This is a genomic window from Tardiphaga sp. 866_E4_N1_4, assembly GCF_052076075.1.
Taxonomy (GTDB): Bacteria; Pseudomonadota; Alphaproteobacteria; order Rhizobiales; family Xanthobacteraceae; genus Tardiphaga; species Tardiphaga robiniae.
Window position 1 is genome coordinate 1586050 of sequence record NZ_CP197242.1, and the last position, 16984, is coordinate 1603033.

At 60.8% G+C, this 16984-nt stretch carries 17 protein-coding genes and 1 tRNA gene; 3 read left to right on the forward strand and 15 right to left on the reverse strand.

All coding sequences use genetic code 11. The annotated features are described in order from the left end of the window. Positions 1 to 396: 396 nt before the first annotated feature. From rplL to AB8B20_RS07940, 6 genes are all read right to left on the reverse strand, one after another. The gene (gene rplL, locus AB8B20_RS07915) at positions 397 to 774 is read right to left on the reverse strand and encodes a 50S ribosomal protein L7/L12 (protein WP_089268274.1); all 378 of its coding nucleotides are present in this window, start codon (positions 772 to 774) and stop codon (positions 397 to 399) included. A gap of 54 nt (positions 775 to 828) precedes the next feature. Further along, positions 829 to 1347, reverse strand: a complete 519-nt coding sequence (gene rplJ, locus AB8B20_RS07920; RefSeq protein ID WP_089268275.1) for a 50S ribosomal protein L10 — start codon at positions 1345 to 1347, stop codon at positions 829 to 831. A gap of 656 nt (positions 1348 to 2003) precedes the next feature. Next, complete coding sequence (locus tag AB8B20_RS07925) at positions 2004 to 2645, reverse strand: Isoquinoline 1-oxidoreductase subunit (RefSeq protein ID WP_231080285.1); 642 nt, start codon at positions 2643 to 2645, stop codon at positions 2004 to 2006. Next, positions 2642 to 4807: a molybdopterin cofactor-binding domain-containing protein gene (locus AB8B20_RS07930; RefSeq protein ID WP_439072199.1), complete on the reverse strand. Its 2166-nt coding sequence runs from the start codon at positions 4805 to 4807 to the stop codon at positions 2642 to 2644. The genes AB8B20_RS07925 and AB8B20_RS07930 overlap by 4 nt, the downstream gene beginning before the upstream one ends. Positions 4808 to 4810: 3 nt before the next feature. Continuing rightward, positions 4811 to 5275, reverse strand: coding sequence for a (2Fe-2S)-binding protein (locus tag AB8B20_RS07935; RefSeq protein WP_068731522.1), 465 nt, complete (start codon positions 5273 to 5275; stop codon positions 4811 to 4813). A gap of 161 nt (positions 5276 to 5436) precedes the next feature. Next, complete coding sequence (locus AB8B20_RS07940; RefSeq protein ID WP_120286931.1) at positions 5437 to 6117, reverse strand: TetR/AcrR family transcriptional regulator; 681 nt, start codon at positions 6115 to 6117, stop codon at positions 5437 to 5439. Between the two features lie 107 nt (positions 6118 to 6224). On the opposite strand from AB8B20_RS07940, the gene AB8B20_RS07945 reads away from it, so the two are divergent. Continuing rightward, positions 6225 to 7289, forward strand: coding sequence for an FAD-dependent oxidoreductase (locus tag AB8B20_RS07945; RefSeq protein ID WP_439072200.1), 1065 nt, complete (start codon positions 6225 to 6227; stop codon positions 7287 to 7289). Positions 7290 to 7365: 76 nt separating this feature from the next. On the opposite strand, the gene AB8B20_RS07950 is transcribed toward AB8B20_RS07945, so the two are convergent. The 6 genes from AB8B20_RS07950 to AB8B20_RS07975 all read right to left on the reverse strand — a co-directional run bounded on the left by AB8B20_RS07950 (position 7366) and on the right by AB8B20_RS07975 (position 12808). Then, positions 7366 to 8316 (reverse strand): 2-hydroxyacid dehydrogenase, encoded by a 951-nt coding sequence (locus AB8B20_RS07950; protein WP_309945085.1) that lies wholly within the window; start codon positions 8314 to 8316, stop codon positions 7366 to 7368. Between the two features lie 96 nt (positions 8317 to 8412). Continuing rightward, positions 8413 to 9105 carry a 50S ribosomal protein L1 gene (gene rplA / locus AB8B20_RS07955; protein ID WP_089268281.1) on the reverse strand — a complete coding sequence of 231 codons (693 nt, stop codon included), beginning with the start codon at positions 9103 to 9105 and terminating at the stop codon, positions 8413 to 8415. Between the two features lie 6 nt (positions 9106 to 9111). Next, positions 9112 to 9540, reverse strand: a complete 429-nt coding sequence (gene rplK, locus AB8B20_RS07960) for a 50S ribosomal protein L11 (RefSeq protein WP_068731528.1) — start codon at positions 9538 to 9540, stop codon at positions 9112 to 9114. Between the two features lie 129 nt (positions 9541 to 9669). Then, positions 9670 to 10200, reverse strand: a complete 531-nt coding sequence (gene nusG / locus AB8B20_RS07965; protein WP_068731530.1) for a transcription termination/antitermination protein NusG — start codon at positions 10198 to 10200, stop codon at positions 9670 to 9672. 12 nt (positions 10201 to 10212) lie between these two features. Further along, entirely contained in the window at positions 10213 to 10404 is a 192-nt protein-coding gene (gene secE, locus AB8B20_RS07970; protein ID WP_068731532.1) for a preprotein translocase subunit SecE, read from the reverse strand. Positions 10405 to 10651: 247 nt separating this feature from the next. Further along, positions 10652 to 12808 (reverse strand): hypothetical protein, encoded by a 2157-nt coding sequence (locus AB8B20_RS07975; protein WP_309945074.1) that lies wholly within the window; start codon positions 12806 to 12808, stop codon positions 10652 to 10654. 323 nt (positions 12809 to 13131) lie between these two features. Here AB8B20_RS07975 and AB8B20_RS07980 point away from each other — a divergent pair, with 323 nt between their 5' ends. Together AB8B20_RS07980 and AB8B20_RS07985 are read left to right on the forward strand one after the other, a co-directional pair. After that, positions 13132 to 14283 carry a diguanylate cyclase gene (locus AB8B20_RS07980; RefSeq protein WP_439072201.1) on the forward strand — a complete coding sequence of 384 codons (1152 nt, stop codon included), beginning with the start codon at positions 13132 to 13134 and terminating at the stop codon, positions 14281 to 14283. 132 nt (positions 14284 to 14415) lie between these two features. Continuing rightward, positions 14416 to 14619: a hypothetical protein gene (locus tag AB8B20_RS07985; RefSeq protein WP_439072202.1), complete on the forward strand. Its 204-nt coding sequence runs from the start codon at positions 14416 to 14418 to the stop codon at positions 14617 to 14619. Positions 14620 to 14736: 117 nt separating this feature from the next. Here the strand turns inward: AB8B20_RS07985 and AB8B20_RS07990 are convergent, their stop codons facing one another. The 3 genes from AB8B20_RS07990 to AB8B20_RS08000 all read right to left on the reverse strand — a co-directional run bounded on the left by AB8B20_RS07990 (position 14737) and on the right by AB8B20_RS08000 (position 16977). Further along, positions 14737 to 16011, reverse strand: coding sequence for a hypothetical protein (locus AB8B20_RS07990; protein WP_439072203.1), 1275 nt, complete (start codon positions 16009 to 16011; stop codon positions 14737 to 14739). A 496-nt stretch (positions 16012 to 16507) separates the two neighbouring features. Then, positions 16508 to 16583, reverse strand: a tRNA-Trp gene (locus AB8B20_RS07995). Between the two features lie 142 nt (positions 16584 to 16725). After that, positions 16726 to 16977, reverse strand: coding sequence for a hypothetical protein (locus tag AB8B20_RS08000; protein WP_439072204.1), 252 nt, complete (start codon positions 16975 to 16977; stop codon positions 16726 to 16728). Positions 16978 to 16984: the final 7 nt, after the last annotated feature.

Consider the following 16984-nt stretch of genomic DNA (forward strand, 5'->3'; position numbering starts at 1 on the left):
ACCTTCCAGAGCGCGACTGCCATCGCCTCCGGGTTGAATTTCCAAGAACGTTCCGAATTCAGCGCCCAATGTGAGGAACAAAATCCCTCTCCCGAGCATTTGAATCGCAGAACGCAAAACGACGTGCGCGATGCCCGACTGCATCTCGCCCGTCCAAACCGTCTAGCTACGGACCGAAAAGCCCGAAAATTGCCCATCTCCCAACGGCTTAACCGGAAACGTCGCCGTTTCCGCTGTCAGACCGTGTTTTTCGTGCTGCCGTCCCGATATGGGATGGCAATCATGGAGATTCGAGGGTGGTTCCCAGCGCATCCCCACACATTCCTGTGTAGTCATCGGGTTCCGGCCCAGAGGGCGACCAAATGGCCGCCCTCCAGATGGAACCCATAAAGGGTCTTACTTGAGTTCGACCTTCGCGCCAGCCTTCTCGAGCTGACCCTTGATCTTCTCGGCTTCGTCCTTGGCAACGCCTTCCTTGACGGGCTTCGGAGCGCCTTCGACCAGGTCCTTGGCTTCCTTGAGGCCAAGACCCGTGATCGCACGGACTTCCTTGATGACTTCGATCTTCTTGTCGCCGGCCGAAGCCAGAACGACAGTGAACTCGGTCTTTTCTTCAGCAGCAGCAGCACCGCCGCCGCCAGCAGCCGGACCAGCAACTGCAACAGCAGCAGCAGCCGAAACGCCCCACTTTTCTTCGAGCATCTTGGCGAGGTCGGCAGCTTCGAGCACGGTCAGGCTCGAGAGATCGTCAACGATTTTCTGTAGGTCAGCCATTGTCTATTTCCTTAAGCGTATTTGGTTCGAACCAGGGTTTGAATGCGAAGGGCGTCAGGCCGCTTCGCTCTTTGAGGCATAGGCCTGAACAACACGCGCGAGCTTCGCCGCGGGAGCTGTCGAGAGCTGAGCGATCTTGGTCGCCGGCGCCACAAGGAGGCCGAGGATCTTCGCGCGCAGTTCGTCGAGCGAGGGCAGCGCGGCCAAGGCCTTGACGCTGTCGACGTTCAGGACGGTTTTACCCATCGAGCCGCCAAGGATGACGAACTTCTCGTTCGCCTTGGCAAATTCGACGGCAACCTTCGGTGCAGCTACCGGATCGTCCGAAGTGGCGATCACAGTCGGGCCCTTCAACAGGGAACCGATGGCAGCAACATCCGTGCCTTCAAGAGCAATTTTGGCGAGACGGTTCTTCGAGACCTTCACCGAGGCGCCAGCCAGCTTCATCTGCGAACGCAGGTTCTGCATCTGGGCAACGGTGAGGCCGGAATAATGGGCGACGACCGCAACGCTGGTGGTCTTGAAGACCCCGTTCAGCGCGTCGACCGCGTCCTTTTTAGCCGCTCTTTCCACAGCAAGCTCTCTCCGGTTGGCGGCCTCTATCGAGATAGGACCGCCGGGTTACACCCACCGTCCCACCTGAACCTGACCTCAAGACCCATGCTCGTTAAAACACATGGTCTAAAGACACGTCGGGCGAGACGATATGATAGCCTGCCCTCCCGAACCGTCCTGGCGAACCAGCATTGGCGCGGGGTGTCGAGGTTCGAACCAAATACGCGTCATGCCGCACAAAACGACATTGGCGAAATCCAGTCTTCACCCGTCTATGCTGGCTGCATCAAGTTTTACGATTAAGCCGTTGATGAAACTTGCGTTTATCTAAGGCGCCAGCAGTCTCGGACAGGATTCAGGATCATCGATAAGCCATCATCCGGCCTATTGGTGACCCCTGCTCGCCTTCCTCAAATCCGCGTCGCGCGTCCCATCCCCGTCGAGCGATCCGTATGGACAGCCTGAAAGGAAAAGTCTCCTGCGATGTGGGTTGTCGGAGTGCGAACACAGACGCGCCAGCTACCAGCCAGCACGCCCGGAAACGGTTGTTTAACGAGTCTTTTTCGTGTTGCCAAGCGCGAAATGCCGATGTGGCATCTTTTCTGCAGGGAGCCGTTTAGGGCGCTCAGAGCGCAAAAGTGGAACCGGCTGAACCGGCTCCACTTTTGATTGCATCACCCCTTCGGGCAGGCCGCTCCCGCATCGGCCCAGGCCTTGATCAGTTCACCGAACTGTTTCTGGGTACCCGGCGCCGGGGTCCGGTTGCCACCGGGATGCCAGCCCCAGCCGACCAACTCGTCTTCGGCCATGTGCTTCACAAGTGCGGCCATGTCCTTGCCGCCATTGCGCTCCTTGTCCTTGATCTGGGTGCAGATCTGGCCAAGCGTCTTGCCCTGCCAGGCCATCTCGATGGGCGCCAGCGCCCACTTCGGATTGCCGGGGACGTTGGCGGCATCGAAGTTGTTCTCGTGGTGGCAGGTGGCGCAAGCGAGACCACCGGCTGCGCCGACACCGCCCTCGCCGCGCACGACCAGCGGGATATGCGGCCGCATGCGGTCGGTCTGGGTCGGGCGTTCGGTGGCCGGATGGCAGTTCATGCAGCGCGGCGACTGGATGACCTTGCCGGCTTCCGTGAACAGCGCCACGGCACGCTCGTTCTTGTTCTTGATCTTGGCGAAGGCCGAGACCGACTGCAGCTTGGTCGGATTGCTGACCGCTGCATCGGCCTCCTGGAAGCTCGGCTCCGCGAATGCGAGGAGACCCGCCGCGAGGCCGCCGGCAACCAGCGCCAGCATCGAATGTTTGAACAAGCTCATGCTGAGGCTCCAGGTACGATCGGCAATTGCCGCGGTCTTCCCACTCCGAGTTTCGCCAGCGCGTTGGCAACGGCAGGCCCGAGCGGAGGCACGCCGGGTTCACCGACGCCTGATGGCTTCTCGGTCGATTTCACGATGACCACCTCGATCTCCGGCATCTCGTTGATGCGCAGCGAACGATAGGTGTCGAAATTGCCGGACACCGGCGCGCCGCCATCCAGCGTCTGTTCCGCATAGAGGATGTGACCGAGGCCGAAGCCGATGCCACCTTCCATCTGCGCGCGGATGATGTCGGGGTTCACGGCGACGCCGCAATCCACCGCGCACCATACCTTGTGCACCTTCGGACCGTCGTCGGTCATGGACAGTTCGACGACCTGCGCGACGAAGGTGTTGAAGCTCTCGACCACCGCAACGCCGCGCGCGCGGCCTGCCGGCACCTTGTAGTTCTTCCAGTCGGCGAGTTCGGCGACGGCCTTCAGCGCGCCCGCATGGCGCGGTTTCTTGCTCAGGAGTTCAAGCCGGCCTTCGATCGGATCCTTGCCGGCGGCCTCGAGCAGTTCATCGACAAAGGCTTCGACAACATAACCGGTGTGGGTGTGGCCCACCGAGCGCCACCACAACACGGGCACGCCGACATCAACCTGATGCATGTCGCAGCGGAAGTTCTCGACGTCGTACGGGATTTCGTTCGAGCCTTCATAGGACGTCGGGTCCAGGCCGTCCTTGAACATCATGGACTCGAAGAAGGAGCCCTTCATGATCGACTGCGAGACAATGGTGTCGCTCCACGCCTCGATCTTGCCGTCGCGCACCGCACCGCGCATGCGGTGGATGCAATACGGCCGATAATAGCCACCGCGCATATCGTCCTCGCGTGTCCACACCAGCTTGACCGGCTTGCCCGGTCCGATCGCTTTCGCGACTTCGGCGAGCTCGATGGCCTGATGCGTGCTCTGCTGGGCGCGGCGGCCGAAGCTGCCGCCGGCCAGAAGAACGTCGATCTTGACCTTCTCGATCGGCAGCCCGAGCACCTTGGAGATCGCCATATGGTCAGGCGTCGGAAACTGGCAGCCATAGCGCGCATAGGCGGTGTCGCCGTCCCATTTCAGATAGGCGTTGAGCGGCTCCATCGCGGCATGGGCCAGATACGGGAAGACGTATTCAACCTCGATCACGCGGCCACCTTTGGCCATCGACTCTTCGAACTTGCCCTCGGCCTTCACGAGTTTGCCGGCCGTCTTCGACAGCCCGCGGAATTGCTGCAGCAGTTCCGCACTGCCACGCTTCTCCGCCTTGCTGTCGTCCCAGGTGATCTTCAGCGCGTCGCGGCCCATCTTCGCGGGCCAGAAACCCTTGGCGTAGACAGCGACGCCATTCGACACCTGCTTGACGTCGACGACACCAGCCACGGCTTTCGCAGCCGTCGCATCGAATGACGCGACCTTGCCGCCGAATTTCGGCGAACGCGCCACGACCACCGTGAGCATGTCTGGTTCGTTGATATCGAGCGTGTAGAAGGCCTTGCCATTGGTCTTGTCGGCGCTGTCGAGGCGTTTCACGACGCCTTCCTTACCGATCAACCTGAACTGCGACGGATCCTTCAGTTTCGGATCAGCCGGCACCGGCATGGCCATCGCCTTGTCGGCGAATTCGCCGAAGCGACCTTCATGGCCAGACGCATGTTTGATCACACCGTTATCGACAGTGATCTCGCCTGCCGGCACCTGCCAAGCGTCGGCCGCAGCCGCAACCAGCATCTGGCGCGCGGCGGCGCCGACCTGTCGCATCTGGATGTAGGAATTGGCGATGGCCGTCGAGCCACCGGTGCCCTGCATGCCGAACGCCAGATTCTTGTAGAGCTGCGGATTCGACGGTGCATGATCGGCACGCATCTGCGCCCAGTCTGCGTCGAGTTCTTCGGCGACCAAAGTCGCCATGCCGGTGAACGGGCCCTGCCCGAATTCGATGCCCTTGCACAGCACCGTGACGGTGCTGTCGGGCTTGATGATCAGGAAGGTGTTCGGCGCGATATTGACCGACGGCTTTGCCGCCGCCTGCGCAAACAGCTTGTCGGCGCGCGCAACATAGGCGCCGAGCACGAGGCCAGCGCTGCCCTTGAGCAGCGTGCGACGGGAGAGCTTGGTGTCATGAACGGTCATGGCTCAACCCTCCAGAGATTTGGCGGCGCCATGAATGGCGGCGCGGATGCGGACATAGGTGGCGCAGCGGCAGATGTTGCCGTTCATCGCCAGATCGATATCGTTGTCGGTGGGGGTCGGATTGACGCTAAGCAGCGCGGTGGCGCTCATCACCTGGCCGGATTGACAGTAGCCACATTGCGGCACGTCAAGCGCGACCCAGGCAGCCTGCACTGCCTTGGCTTCCTTGGAGTCGAGCCCTTCGATGGTGGTGATTTCGCTGGTGCCGATGGCCGAGACGGGCATTGAACACGAGCGGACGGTCTGGCCGTCCACATAGACCGTGCAGGCGCCGCATTGCGCGACCCCGCAGCCATATTTGGTGCCGGTGAGACCGGCCCCATCTCGAATGGCCCAGAGCAGAGGTGTGTTGGGATCGACGTCGACCTGACGGGCCTGACCGTTGATCTTGAGAGTGAACGCAGCCATCGCTGATGTCCTATGTCGTCGAATGTACGCCTACATTCGAGTTGTTCTAAACAGCCGACATCTACATCCGCATTGCGGAATAACCCATTCAATTATTTTTGTACCGCGCGGGAACGAAATTGGTTCTTGCGAAACGGCCCTTCAGACCAGTCGTCAGCTTTTCAGAGGCGCCGCGACGCTTCGATGCCGCTCAGGATGAGATCGATTCCGGCGAGAAAGTCCCTGCGGTCGTCGTGCCCCCGCAAATGTGCAGCCATGCTGCGGGTGAATGCATACGCGTCCGGATCGAGCTGAGACCAGGTGGTTGCGACCGCGTCCAGAAAGTCAGACCTGTCGATTCCTCGCGTCCGGCCGAGCTGCCCATTGGCCGCGTTCTGCGCACCGACGCCGAGGATGTAGTTCAGCAACGCACCCACCGTCGCCCACTGTTCCTCGTCCGGCACGCCAAGGGCGCTCACCTGTCGGCCGATGCGTTCGAGTATTCGCACCATGGGCAACTGCCCGGGAGCGCGTGTGAGCGCCGACCCAACCCACGGATGCGCGTCGATCGCGTCAAACATGCCTAGCGCGAGGGTGCGAATGATGGCCTGAGGCGTCGCGCCGACCAAGGGCGCGTTCATCGCGCGGGCGATGATGGCGTCGCAGGCAGCAGTCAGCAGATCGCCCTTGTTGGGCACGTGCCAATAAATAGCCCCGGGACCAGTGGCGAGCCGCTCCGACAGGGCACGGAATGTCAGACCATCTTCCCCGCTGCCGTCCAGGATCGCGATCGACGCTTCGATGATGCGATCCCGGGAGAGCGAGTCTTCGCGTCGTGGGCTGCTGCGAGTTTTCTTGGCCATGTCCCCACCTTGACATAAATGGAACACCGTTCCAATAGAATGGAATGACGTTCCATTTGAGGTCTTGGAAATGTCCCGGGACAGCCTGCGACTGCGAAGGTGGCGAGATGAATACTCATGTGGCGATTGTCGGCGCGGGGCTCGGCGGGCTGACGCTTGCCCGCGTGCTCCATGTTCACGGTATCGCAGCGACGATCTATGAAGCTGAAGCCGCGGCCGACTCGCGGGCACAAGGAGGCCTGCTCGATATTCACGAATATAACGGGCAGCTCGCCCTCAAGGCGGCGGGATTGTTCGAAGCTTTCCGCGACATCATCATCGTCGGTGCCGACGCCAAGCGGATACGCGATAAGGACGGCAAGCTGCTGTTTGACAGGCCCGACATGGGCAACGGCGGTCGACCTGAGGTGGATCGCGGAGAGCTTCGCCAGATTCTGCTCGATTCCCTTCCTGCCGACACGATCCGCTGGGGACACAAACTTGCAGCGGCGTCTCCGCTCGGCGGCGGGCGGCACGCACTGACCTTCTCCCATGGCTCAACGGTATCGACCGATCTCCTCATCGGTGCCGACGGCGCCTGGTCACGTGTTCGCCCGCTCCTCTCCGGGGAGAAACCGGCCTATGTCGGCACGTCATTCATCGAGACGTTTCTTTTCGACGCCGACACCCGCCACAAGGCCAGCGCGGACGCGGTTGGCGGCGGCACACTGATGGCGATTGCACCGGGCCAGGGAATCTTTGCGCACCGACACGCCGATGGAACGCTGCAAGGCTACGTGGCCCTGAACAAGCCGGAGGACTGGATTGCCCGCATCGACTTCTCGAACTGGACGAATGCCCTCGCCCGCATCGCCGCAGAATTCGACGACTGGGCTCCGGAACTGACAGCCCTGATCGCCGACAGCGAGGCCGCCCCTGTGCTTCGCCCGATCTATGCGCTGCCGATCGAACACCGATGGGATCGCGTAGCCGGCGTGACGCTGCTCGGCGATGCGGCGCACCTGATGTCACCATTCGCGGCGAAGGCGCCAATCTCGCAATGTATGACGGCGCCGAGCTCGGACGGGCACTTGCCGCCAATCCGGAAGACGTCGAAGCCGCGCTTATCGCTTATGAAACGGACCTCTTTCCCCGCAGCGCGTCTGTTGCCGCGGAGACTGACCGGAATCTGAAGCTGTTCTTCAACGACAACGCGCCTCAGAGCGTGGTTGACCTGTTCACCAGTTTCCAGATCACCGAATAGCTGCCCTAGACCGCCACCGCGTATGGCAGCCCCTTGCCTGCGTAAAACGCGTCGAGATTGGCAATGACGCAGTCCTGCATCGCCGTGTGCGAGTCGAGTGTGTGACCACCGATATGCGGCGTCAGTACAACATTCGGCAGCACGGTCAGCGCATCGGGTGCATGCGGCTCCTTCTCGAACACGTCGAGGCCGGCGCCGGCGATGGTCTTGTCCGTCAGCGCCGCTGTCAGTGCAGCCTGATCGATCACCGAGCCGCGCGAGATATTCACGACGACGCCATTCGCGCCGAGCTTCTTCAGCATCGCGGCATCGATGATGCGGTTGGTATCGCCCCCTGCCCGCACGGCGATCATCAGCACGTCGCACCATTCGACCAGCGCTTCGAGGCTGGGCTCATAGCGATACGGCACATCATGCTTGCTGCGGCTGTGATAGGCGACATCGCATTCGAAGGCCGCGACGCGCGATGCGATCTTGCGGCCGATCTCGCCCATGCCGTAAACGCCCACCTTGCGGCCCGGATTGCCGGGCTGCGGCGACATCAGCGGCGACGGCTTTGCGGAGGACCAGCCGCCTTCGCGCAGATACTGATCCGCTGGCAGCAGACGGCGCGTCACCGCGAGCATCAGCGTCAGTGCCAGATCGGCGACCGAGGCCGCATTTGCGCCCGGGCTGTTGCCGACCACGATCTTGCGCTCGGCCGCGGCCTTGAAGTCGACGCCGTCATAGCCGGTGCCGTAGCAGATGATGGCGCCGAGCGCCGGCATCATGTCCATCACGTCTGCCTTGAGCACCTGACCGCCCGCGGTGATCAGCGCGCGCACGTCTTTCAGTTGGTCAGCGGAAAAGGTCTGCAGCGGTGGCTTGCCTGCAGCGTCTAGTAGGTCGAAGTGCTCGCCGATGCGCACCATCTGGGACTTCGGGAAACGCGAATAGATCAGAACCTTCTCGGCCATCGTGACATTCCTGCTGGGTCAAAGAGCGGAAGACAAAAGAAAGGGCGGAACCGGTTGCCCGATTCCGCCCTGGTTTCTTGCAAGCCTTGTTCCGGCTTAGCCGAGCACGGTGCCCGTCTCAACCTTGACGCCGGGGCCCATGGTCGAAGACACAGCAACGCGCTGCAGATAGGTGCCCTTGGCGCCAGCCGGCTTCGCCTTGGAGACGGCATCGACCAGAGCCTTGATGTTTTCGACGAGCTTCTCTTCCGAGAAAGATGCCTTGCCGATACCAGCCTGCACGATGCCGGCCTTCTCGACGCGGAACTCGACCGAACCGCCCTTGGCACCCTTGACTGCGCCGGTGACGTCCATGGTCACGGTGCCGATCTTCGGGTTTGGCATCATGCCGCGCGGACCGAGCACCTTACCAAGGCGACCGACCAGCGGCATCATGTCGGGGGTTGCGATACAGCGATCGAAATCGATCTGACCGGCCTGGACCTTCTCGAACAGGTCTTCTGCACCGACGACGTCTGCACCGGCAGCCTTGGCTTCTTCAGCCTTCGGGCCACGGGCGAACACGCCGACGCGCAGGGTGCGGCCGGTGCCGTTCGGCAGGGTGACGACGCCACGGACCATCTGGTCGGCGTGACGCGGATCGACGCCGAGGTTCAGCGAAATTTCGATGGTCTCATCGAACTTCGACTTGGCGCGTTCCTTGACCATCTTGATGGCCTCGGCGACCGGATAGAGCTTCTCGCGGTCGATGCCCTCACGGGCCTTCTTCAAACGTTTTCCAATTGCCATGACCGTTTACCCCGCGACCTCGACACCCATCGAACGGGCAGAGCCCTCAACCATCTTCATGGCCGATTCAATGGTGTCGCAATTCAGATCCTTCATCTTCGCTTCGGCGATCTCGCGCACCTGCGCTTTGGTCACCGCGCCGGCCTTGTCACGACCCGGCAGCTTGGAGCCGGAGGTGAGCTTGGCGGCCTTCTTGATGAAGAAGGACATCGGGGGGGTCTTGAGGGCGAAGGTGAACGAACGATCGGCATAGATCGTGATCACCACCGGGATTGGGGTGTTCTTTTCTTCCTTCTGCGTCTGCGCGTTGAACGCTTTGCAGAATTCCATGATGTTCAAACCGCGCTGACCAAGCGCGGGACCGATCGGGGGCGAAGGGTTCGCCGCACCGGCCGGCACCTGAAGCTTCAGGTATCCGGTCACTTTCTTTGCCATGTGTCACTCCTGTTGTGCCGGTCATCGACCGGCTGTTTCAGGTTTCGTGGTTCGGTCGATAAGCGGTTGGCAACCGCCCTCTTCCTCCCACGGCCTTAGAAGCGCGAGGCGAACCTCGCGCTATTGCGATCAGACCTTTTCGACCTGACCGAATTCCAGTTCGACCGGCGTGGCGCGGCCGAAGATCGACACTGCGACCTTCACGCGCGAACGTGCCTCGTCGATTTCCTCGACGACGCCGGAGAACGACGCGAACGGACCATCGGCCACCTTCACGTTCTCGCCGATCTCGAACGACACCGACGCCTTCGGGCGCTCCACGCCTTCCTGCACCTGGTGCAGAATGCGCATGGCTTCGGCTTCCGAAATCGGCATCGGCTTGTTTTCCGCGCCGAGGAAGCCCGTGACCTTCGGGGTGTTCTTGATCAGATGAAACGCTTCGTCGGTGAGCTGCATCTTCACCAGCACGTAGCCCGGGAAGAACTTGCGCTCGGCGTCCATCTTGCGACCGCGACGTATTTCGGTGACCTTCTCGACCGGAACCAGGATCTGTTCGAACAGGTCTTCCAGGCCACGCTGCTTGGCCTGTTCCTTGATCGACTCCATCACCTTCTTTTCGAAATTCGAATAGGCGTGAACGATGTACCAGCGCATGCTCATAATTCTGTTCCGTCAGTGCATCGTGAGCAAAAAGGCGACGAGGTAGCGGATGACCTGATCCGCCGCAAAAAAGAAGATCGACGACAGCGCCACCATGACGAAAACCATGATGGTCGTGATGGTCGTCTCGCGTCGCGAGGGCCACGTGACCTTGTTGGTCTCGGTGCGCACTTCCTGCAGGAATTTGAACGGGCTGAACGCCATCGTTATGTGATCCGCATCCGTCGTGAGACGATTGAATTGGTTTCAGAATCCGAACAGCCCTCTTGCGCCCAACCCTTTATTCAAGGATGAGCCGCCAAGCGGGCTCGTTCGTTCGGGGATTTGCCGCGTCGGATATCCGGTCACCGGGCCGACAGCGAGTGCAGCTTCCTACTTCGGACCGGACCAAAGGTCAAGGTATCCGGGCCGGACCAGCGGGAACCCTTCCCGCCACCGGATACCACCTGGATCAGCGTCCGCCCACCCCCGGCGACGGTTTGCCGACCGCCGCACGGACGTGCCGGACGACATGATCGGCGACGATGGCGTGGCCCTCCGCGGTCGGGTGCACCGCGCCGCTATACATGGCCGCATAGACCGGCTGCAGGATGTCGAACTGGGTAAAGCCCGGCGAATGGACGTTTGCGGTCAGAAACGCGTCATTCGGGGTCCGGAACAGGCGCCAGCGCGACGCATAGGGCAGATAGGCCGCCGGCGAATAGGGCGTGAAGTCTTCCTTGCCGATCCAGCGCCGCGGCATCGCCATCGCCTCGCCGTCTGCCTGCGGCCGCTTCGGATCGCGCGCGCAGAGCCCGCGTTTGGCGAATTCGCTCTGGTGATCGGTGATGAGCTGGAAGCCGGTTCCAGCGCCGGTGGCCAGCGCCGGGCAGCCCCCGCCCCGCCCGTTGGTGATGCAGGCGGTCCGGGCGAAGAAATCGTTCAGAAAGTTGACCGTCTCGGCCAGCCGTTCGCGCGACAGCACCAGCTTCTTGTGGACGTCGAGGCCGAGCGTCGGCTGCGCGCCGCACAAGGCTCCTGTCTCGTCGAACTGGATCGGCTCGTAAGCCGTCTGCAACACCTTCGCGGGCGCCACGCCAAAGCCGTCGCGCAAGGCATCGCGGAGCGCCACCATGCGCTCGTCGAGCTGCTCCATGTAAGCGCGCGAAACTTGCGGCGAGAACCGGATCTGCTTGCCGAGCAGGTTCGCGATCGGTGCCAGATCACCCGCGGATTCGGTCATCGCATAGACCATCAGCGGCGAGAAGCCGACATCGTTGCCGCCGATCGACAGCAGCAGTGTGTCGATCGGCCGCTTGCGCTCATTCGGCGCACACCAGGATTTTGTCACCGGCATATTGGCGACCTGCACGCTGCCGCTGGCATAGGTCGGCAGATTGTAGGTCGCACGCTGCGTGCGACCCGCGGGGCTTTTGCAGATCAGATCGGCAAGTTGATCGAGCTGCGAGCGCACCATCGCGTTGCCGGCGCCCTCACGCGCCTTCTTCTCGAGGAACAGACCTTCGGTGACCTCCGAGCCGGTGCAGGCAAGGCTTACCAGCGTGATCGACCGGTGCGGATTTTCCAAACTGAGTTGCAGCCCGACGCGAAACGGATAGCCGTATTGCGAGCGGTGGCAATCGGGGCTGAGCCAGCGCGGATTGGCAGCGTTGAAGGCCTTGTCGAACTGCGCAGACGCGAGCGGGAAATAAAGCTCCTGCTCCTCGTCGGCGAGCTTGCGCCGCGGCAGGTTCTTGTAGTCGAAACTTCCCACCGGTGCAGCGGGGGTCAGTTTCTGCAGCGACTTGGCGGTGCTGCGCGTCGCCATCTCCTCGCGCATCAGGGTGGGATCGTAGACCATCTCGCGGACGGCGCTGAATGTCACCGGAACGTCCGGATTGCTTTCGCCCGAGGCAAAGGAATCGCCGAGCGCCACGATGAACAGATCCTCGACGACGACCTGCGGGTCGTTCAACATTCGACCGTCGGGCAATTTGACCTGGACCGATGCACCGGACAGGTTGCGATCGACGGCATAAGGCAGGCGCGTGATCTTGAGCGGCGTCGCGCAGGATTGCGTTGTGGACTCGGTCCTGCTGCCCGGCCGCCGCGGCGTCCAGCTCCAGACGCAATCATATGCGCCAGCTTCGGCAATGCGCTCGGGCGACAGCCGGATCAGCACCGTATGCGCATCCGGCAGTACGTAATCTTCCTTGGCCGTGCCCCACGAATAACGCCGGTCGCAACTCGCGAGATAGCGGCCCTGCCGGCTGTCGTAGCAGACGGCGTCGACGGTCTGCGACGCCCAGCCGAGACGCGAGCGATCGTAGCGCGCCCGCGCGGTGTCGGCGCAACTGGTCGGGCTGGTCATGTCGCGGCAATCGGGATCGTTCAGCCGCCGCTCGGTGCGCCACACCACATCGGCGGGCGGCAGCACCATCTCGTTGCGCGCAGCAGGATAGCCGCGCTCATACATCGCGAAGGATGCTGCATTCTTGAAGAAGCGAAATGGACTTTCCACCTGCCAGAGCAGGTCGGCGGCATGAGCGCCATGACTCAATGACAAATGTCCAAAGGACGACACCAGTAACGTCGTGGCCCCCACGACGAACGTCACAAGTAATTTCATTCTCGACTTCCGGCTGAAATTCCCAACGGGTGTGTCGCGCGCGCGGCAAGCCAGGTTCATCGCCGCGACCGCACGCCGCAGGGACGCAGAAACGCAAACGCGGGGAGCAGCACGATCGCGCATGATTGGCAAAGCCGATGTCGGACATGGCCATCAGCCTATTGAGCAAATTGCCCCGCGGATCGTCAGATTCCATTAACCCCGCGGCCAGACTAAAACGCGAGAAGCTACCCAGGTACTCCAGTAAGTGGATGTATTAGCAGACCTAAATGTTTTGATCGGCAGATTGCTTGTTTGATCGGCAATGCGACGGGCATCAGCGAATGACCAGCATCACCACCCTGTCCGAGGGAACCGACGCCTCCACGAGGGACCTCCGCAAGGATTCGGCATTGCGGATCGCGCGGCGGCGAACCGCCTATATCGCGCAGGCGTCGAGCTATCTGATCGATGCCGCGATCCTGCTGCTCTACGCCATGATCGGCGTGACCACCGTGGCGACGGGGGTCGTGTATCTGGCCATCAGGCTCGCTGTGGTCGGCATTGCTGCCTATCTCTCGGAAATCCAGGTCAACGACCGTTTCAAGGACCCCTACCTCACGGTCCCCCTCTCCATCGTCAGCATCATCGTCCAGATCGGTGCGATCTATCTCGTGCCGCAGATCGGCTTCTACTTCATCTCCATCATTTTCGTCGTGCTCGGCTTCGCCGCACTCCGCATGAGTGCGCGCCAGACCGGCATCGTCTGGTCCACCGCAACGCTGGGCCTCGCACTGCTTTTTCTGATGACCGACAAGCCGATCGGCATTCCCATGGCCACCGCGACCGAGCGCGCTCTGGCGCTGGCCTGTTTCGTCAGCGCGCTTGGCCGCTGCGCCAGCGCCGGCCTCTACGGCAGCTCGATGCGCGAACTGCTGTATCGTCGCAGCAACGACCTCGCGGCCGCCAATGCGCGGATCGAGGAACTGGCGCAACTCGACGAGCTCACCGGCGCATTGAACCGGCGCTACATCATGAAGTGCCTGAACGACGAGATCGCCAAGGCCCAGCGCAACGCCACAACCTGCTGCATCGCGATCATCGACCTCGATCACTTCAAGAAGATCAATGATCACTTCGGACATCCGGTGGGCGATGAAGTGCTGCGCGCCTTTGCCATCTCGGTCTTCGCCAATATCCGCACCATCGACAGGTTCGGCCGTCAGGGCGGCGAGGAGTTTCTGCTGATCCTGCCGGACACCGACATTGATCTTGCGATCCAGACGCTGGATCGATTGCGCGGCCTGATCACGGAACTGAACTGGTCAGCGATTGCGCAGGATCTGACTCTGACGATATCCGCCGGGATCAGCGCCATCAGGCACAACGATACGCCGGAAGACATTTTGGCGCGCGCCGACCTTGCGCTCTACAGAGCCAAGGATACCGGCCGCGACCGCGTGGTGGCAGCGCCGCAAAAGCGGCAGTTCAGCTGAGCGGACATCGCCGGCTTCCCGCGACCCGCGAGAAGACCTGTCAGACATGGCTCACGCCGCCCTCGCCAGCATAGTTGTCGACATCCCGCCAGCGGTTTACATGCAGCACATATCGGTACGAGAGTCTCGGACATGGCTGACGAACAGTGGATCTACGCAAAAGACGGCACGGCCGCCTTTTACCGGATCGATGACAATATTTACGGTATCGACGGCACCCGCGCATTCTGGCGCGATGATGGCTGGTGGCATTCCCCAAGCGGCGGCCCACAGTTTTACGAGGACGGCACCTGGATCTATACAAAGGACGGCGCAGCGTCGTTCTATTACCCCTAGAGCGGCGTCACGCATCGCAGAGCGAGACGGCGCGTTAATCCCAGCCTATCATTTCGCGTCCAGTAGCAATCCCGGTGGCAAATAGAGATTTGCGAGACGCGCTTGGAATCTCGCTCACTAAGCCGGTGTCTTTGCGAGCCCGGACAGCCCCTTTCTGTCAATGCTGACCTCGTTCTCGCCCACCTTAAGTTTAACGGCGGAGGCATTGCCGACCAACGCTGACGCCAGATCGTCTGCGGCAGACGTTTTTTCGGTATCGCGATCACGATCTACGAAAAGATTACGGCTGATTCCCTCAAGCAACGGAGCCGGGATCTCGCTCTGTTGGTCCCTTCTCCACTCTAAAGCCGTTTCGACCACCCAACTCGCGCGATCAATGTCGAGCTGAAACTGCTTGAGCAGAAATTCGGCAGCAGCATGCTGCTCGAACCACCGGTTCATCCAACGCACATAGTAGTAAATGGAGCCGATAAAAGCGATTGCCGCCAAACCCTGTTTCGCGAATACCCAAGCCAATACAGCTATTGAAGCATTACCGACATCAACCCCCATGAGCTGCCAAAGAAAAATGCCGTTCAAGGCGAGCAGAAAGAGCAACAACAGCATCATCGCCAGATGAACTGGTCCGCGCAGCTGACGAGTGTTGCTCGTCAACGTGAACTTTTCTTCCCTCGCTTTGACGATCTCTTGCAGTTCACCGCGGATCGCTCGACGAACATGCATGTAGTCTCGATCATCCAGCTTTTTACGTAGCTCGTCTAACTCAGTGGCCTGATGTTTGAGCGCAGCGTCTCTCTGATCAAAATTTAGTTGAAGCGCCGCACGCTCGATTTGCGTTTCTTCGGCAAGCGCTAACTTGCGCTTCTCGTAGGCCGCTGCCTGCTCTACCGTCCAAGAGGATATATTCTCAATCTGCTCCGCGAACTTGGTCTCAAGCTTAAGGACGGTGGATTGATAAACTTCAGCAAGCTGATCGATGGAAGAGACGGGGCCAGGCCCCGCACTCCCGATAATCTTCGCGTCGAAAACGCCGTTGAGCATCGAGATCACACTTAGCCGATCCGCCTCTCCGAAAGCGCTGCCGCTGCCCGCCACCTTGATTTCGTCGGTATAAGGAGACGTTGGGATCCGTCCAGGCTCGCATCCCCGAAAAAACTGAACACTGAAGCCATTGTAGTGCACGCCAACCTGCGAAACTAAATACGATCCCGGAACGTCGACTGCTTCGACAAGCCGGCTTCGCTCGGCAGGCGCGTCGCGAAAGTTGATCGGGTCCAGCCCCATGATGTAGAGCGAAAAATTTTGAGCTGGGTATTTCTCGTCAATGTCCCGGAACAGACGCAAGACAGTCTGATCGTCAAGACGCGGAATAACGTTGATTTTGTCAGCCATGATGTTCCCCCCGCACCACCATGGCTTGAAGCACAACCTGCATCAAGGCGCCAACGCGGCGCGCCACAACTCATGGCATGAAAACGCCAAGGTCACTCCGCGGGTCCCCTTCAAACACCACGCAGTCGGATGCCCGGGACCGCCCGGGCATCGAGTTCGTACGGGCAAGTCGTGAAGCTCATTGGATGATCGGATGGCATATCCCAACGATCAGGAACAGAAGCACAAATGCCACTGCGATCATGATGCAGTCGAATATCGCCAAGACCGCCCTCATGATCACACCCCGGCTGCAGCCAGAAGGTCACTCAAGCGTTTCCCCGACGATCACACTAGATGCTACGGCCACCTTATGCCCCAGACAGACGACAAGGCCGCGGCGGCGATCGAGGCCGCGCTAAGCACTTTAAGCACAGAGATAGAACGAATGGACCCGCTTTCCGGTGGCAATCGACGGATTTGGCGGAAGCGACTTACGCTAAGTCATTGAAAACATTGGCAGGGGCGGTAGGGCTCGAACCTACGACAACCGGTTTTGGAGACCGGTACTCTACCAACTGAGCTACACCCCTACAGGAAAACGGCGCACCGTCATTTCCGCGCCGTTTGAAGCATATGCGACGCCTGATTTGCAAGAGGCGAAGCTCGTTCCGGACGACTTAACTGGCCGGTTCCTGATTTTGGTCCCGGGGCCAACGTGTGGATTCTTGAGTATCACCGCCGGTAGCGCTTCGTCGTTACAGACGGTGCACAGTACTGGGAAACCAACGATTGAAACTTGCGAGCAATCCGGCGGGTGGGAAACACAAATCGAAGGTAACCTACGCGGGCAAACCGGCTGTTGGTTTGCCCGCGCTTCGTGGTGAAACGTCCCATCAAATCGACCATCCGTCGCGCTTGGTCGAGAATAATCTCGGCCTTCGAATTTGTCGGTCCAACAAAAACGCGAACAGGATAGTCGGTCATCTCACAC

Coding starts and splice junctions, on each gene's coding strand:
- AB8B20_RS07945 (WP_439072200.1), top strand. CDS start 6,225: ATGAATACTCATGTGGCGATTGTCGGCGCGGGGCTCGGCGGGCTGACG.
- AB8B20_RS07930 (WP_439072199.1), bottom strand. CDS start 4,807: ATGACCGTTCATGACACCAAGCTCTCCCGTCGCACGCTGCTCAAGGGC.
- AB8B20_RS07985 (WP_439072202.1), top strand. CDS start 14,416: ATGGCTGACGAACAGTGGATCTACGCAAAAGACGGCACGGCCGCCTTT.
- AB8B20_RS07940 (WP_120286931.1), bottom strand. CDS start 6,117: ATGGCCAAGAAAACTCGCAGCAGCCCACGACGCGAAGACTCGCTCTCC.
- rplK (WP_068731528.1), bottom strand. CDS start 9,540: ATGGCAAAGAAAGTGACCGGATACCTGAAGCTTCAGGTGCCGGCCGGT.
- AB8B20_RS07980 (WP_439072201.1), top strand. CDS start 13,132: ATGACCAGCATCACCACCCTGTCCGAGGGAACCGACGCCTCCACGAGG.
- AB8B20_RS07925 (WP_231080285.1), bottom strand. CDS start 2,645: ATGAGCTTGTTCAAACATTCGATGCTGGCGCTGGTTGCCGGCGGCCTC.
- AB8B20_RS08000 (WP_439072204.1), bottom strand. CDS start 16,977: ATGACCGACTATCCTGTTCGCGTTTTTGTTGGACCGACAAATTCGAAG.
- rplL (WP_089268274.1), bottom strand. CDS start 774: ATGGCTGACCTACAGAAAATCGTTGACGATCTCTCGAGCCTGACCGTG.
- AB8B20_RS07975 (WP_309945074.1), bottom strand. CDS start 12,808: ATGAAATTACTTGTGACGTTCGTCGTGGGGGCCACGACGTTACTGGTG.
- nusG (WP_068731530.1), bottom strand. CDS start 10,200: ATGAGCATGCGCTGGTACATCGTTCACGCCTATTCGAATTTCGAAAAG.
- rplA (WP_089268281.1), bottom strand. CDS start 9,105: ATGGCAATTGGAAAACGTTTGAAGAAGGCCCGTGAGGGCATCGACCGC.
- AB8B20_RS07935 (WP_068731522.1), bottom strand. CDS start 5,275: ATGGCTGCGTTCACTCTCAAGATCAACGGTCAGGCCCGTCAGGTCGAC.
- AB8B20_RS07990 (WP_439072203.1), bottom strand. CDS start 16,011: ATGGCTGACAAAATCAACGTTATTCCGCGTCTTGACGATCAGACTGTC.
- AB8B20_RS07950 (WP_309945085.1), bottom strand. CDS start 8,316: ATGGCCGAGAAGGTTCTGATCTATTCGCGTTTCCCGAAGTCCCAGATG.
- secE (WP_068731532.1), bottom strand. CDS start 10,404: ATGGCGTTCAGCCCGTTCAAATTCCTGCAGGAAGTGCGCACCGAGACC.